The 2404-nt window shown below is 33.9% G+C and carries 3 protein-coding genes and 1 pseudogene; all 4 read left to right on the top strand.

The features are described from left to right. Window positions 1-17 precede the first annotated feature (17 nt). Window positions 18-911, top strand: a complete 894-nt coding sequence (locus tag KI369_RS28305; protein ID WP_212958968.1) for an ABC transporter ATP-binding protein — start codon at window positions 18-20, stop codon at window positions 909-911. Continuing rightward, window positions 904-1710, top strand: a complete 807-nt coding sequence (locus tag KI369_RS28300) for an ABC transporter permease subunit (protein WP_212958967.1) — start codon at window positions 904-906, stop codon at window positions 1708-1710. The genes KI369_RS28305 and KI369_RS28300 overlap by 8 nt, the downstream gene beginning before the upstream one ends. 51 nt (window positions 1711-1761) lie before the next feature. Then, window positions 1762-2133, top strand: a complete 372-nt coding sequence (locus KI369_RS28295; protein WP_212958966.1) for a VOC family protein — start codon at window positions 1762-1764, stop codon at window positions 2131-2133. Window positions 2134-2260: 127 nt separating this feature from the next. Continuing rightward, a pseudogene (locus tag KI369_RS28290) lies at window positions 2261-2404 on the top strand (sigma-70 family RNA polymerase sigma factor); the annotation flags it as partial.

Raw genomic sequence — 2404 nt, 5'->3', positions numbered from 1 at the left:
AAAAATGAGGTGGAATTATGATTTCAGTTCAAGATGTTACAAAACAGTTTTCAAATGGAAAAGGCTTGTTTCATATTACATTTGATGTAAAAGAAGGAGAAGTATTTGGTTACTTAGGACCGAATGGTGCCGGTAAATCCACAACGATTCGTAATTTAATGGGATTTATAAAACCGACATCTGGAAAATCTTCAATTTTTGGATTAGATTGTTGGAATGAAGCAGCGAAAATTCAAAGGGAAGTCGGTTATTTGCCGGGTGAAATTTCTTTTATTGAAGGAATGAACGGATTAGAGTTTTTAAAGTTAATGCAAGGAATGCGTGGCTTAAAGGATACGAAAAAACGAGATGAACTCATAGAACGTCTACAATTTGATGTGAAAACACCGATTCGAAAAATGTCTAAAGGAATGAAGCAAAAAGTAGGAATTGTTGCTGCTTTTATGCATGATCCAGAAGTGTTAATTTTGGATGAACCGACATCAGGACTCGATCCGCTTATGCAGCAAGTATTTATAGATTTAATAGTAGAGGAAAAGCAAAGAGGGAAAACAATCCTTATGTCATCACACATTTTTACTGAGATTGAGAGAACTTGTGACAGAGTGGCTATAATTAAAGATGGCCGCCTTGTAACAGTTGAAAATATTCATGATTTACAAAGCAAGAGACGACAAGTAATAGATGTAACCGTATCGTCGCAAGAAGAAATTGAATCTCTTACACAATGTAATTTACAATTTGAAGCGGTGAAAGGTAGAGAAGTATCGATTATCGTACAAGGAAACTATCAAACTGTTTTACAAATACTTTCTAACTATAATGTAACGGCACTTCAAACAAGAGCAATGGATTTAGAACATTTATTTATGCATTATTACGATAAGAAAGAAGGGGTAAAGCATGAATAAGCAACTGTTTTTAGCTAGTTTGAAAGAAACAAAAAAAAGTATTTTGAGTTATGCCACTGGTGCAGCCTTATATTTATGGTTGTTAATTTGGATCTTCCCTTCCATGGTATCAGCGAAAGGGTTAAATGAATTAATAAGTGCTATGCCTGATAGCGTGAAAAAAATTGTTGGCATGGAAAGTCCGATCCAAAATGTAATGGATTTTTTAGCTGGCGAATATTATAGTCTATTGTTTATTATCATATTGACAATTTTTTGTGTAACGGTTGCGACGCATTTAATTGCTCGTCATGTAGATAAAGGAGCGATGGCATATTTGCTCGCAACGCCTGTATCTAGAGTACAAATTGCAATCACGCAAGCATCTATTCTTATATTGGGACTACTAATTATTATAGCTGTTACGTATGTAGCGGGTATAGTAGGTGCAGAATGGTTTTTAGAAGATAATAATTTAAATAAAGAATTATTCCTGAAGATAAACGTAGTCGGAGGACTCATATTTTTAGTCGTTAGTGCTTATTCATTTTTCTTTTCTTGTATATGTAATGACGAAAGAAAGGCACTTAGCTACTCAGCAAGTTTAACAATTTTATTTTTCGTAACGGATATGGTAGGTAAATTAAGTGATAAGTTAGAGTGGATGAGAAATATATCATTATTTACGCTATTTCGTCCGAAAGAAATTGCTGAGGGGACGTACAATATATGGCCATTGAGTATAGGTTTAACTGCTGGAGCGCTTTGTATTTTCATCGTAGCAATTGTAGTGTTTAGAAAGAGGGATTTACCTTTGTAAAGTAGAAAGTCCACTGAGAAAGTGGGCTTTTTTTTGATGAGGAGGAAACGAATGAATCATTTGTTCCGGGTGAAGCTATATGTAAATGATATCGAAAAGTCATTATTGTTCTATGAAGAAGTAATTGGTTTAAAGTTGTATAAAAGAAGTATGCATGCAGCACATTTTAATCACGACCTGTTTTCTCTATTACTAGCTAATGATTCAACTTTGAGTGAAAATCACTATTTTTACAATCGAAAAGAAATGAAGGGGAATGGCTTTGAAGTAATTATTGTTTTCAATCGAATTGAAGAAGTATATGAACGTTGTAAAGAGAAGCGATACACGATAAAAGAAGAAATTCAAACTTATCCCTGGGAGATGAGGCGATTTAAAGTTGTCGATCTAGATGGATACTTCCTTAGAATTACATCTGAGTAAAGGTAAACATGAAGAATGTTTACCTTTTTTTATGGGAATATTCGAAAAAATGAACCTTTTTCTAGGCTCATCCGTCTAATACATGTAAAGTTAAACTTGAAGTGAGGATGAAACAGGAGGAGCAATTGTGAAAGTAATCCCTTTATATAAAATGATTGTAAAAGAAGAAACGGATGTTTCTTTAGCGAAAAAAGGTGATCATGAAGCGTTTATGACGCTAATACATACAGAAAAAGTGAAGATGTATCGCATTGCAATGGCAATGTTACGC

Source organism: Bacillus sanguinis (assembly GCF_018332475.1).
GTDB lineage: Bacteria > Bacillota > Bacilli > Bacillales > Bacillaceae_G > Bacillus_A > Bacillus_A sanguinis.
This window is presented reverse-complemented; position numbering and strand designations above follow the sequence as displayed.

Coding starts and splice junctions, on each gene's coding strand:
- KI369_RS28305 (WP_212958968.1), top strand. CDS start 18: ATGATTTCAGTTCAAGATGTTACAAAACAGTTTTCAAATGGAAAAGGC.
- KI369_RS28295 (WP_212958966.1), top strand. CDS start 1,762: ATGAATCATTTGTTCCGGGTGAAGCTATATGTAAATGATATCGAAAAG.
- KI369_RS28300 (WP_212958967.1), top strand. CDS start 904: ATGAATAAGCAACTGTTTTTAGCTAGTTTGAAAGAAACAAAAAAAAGT.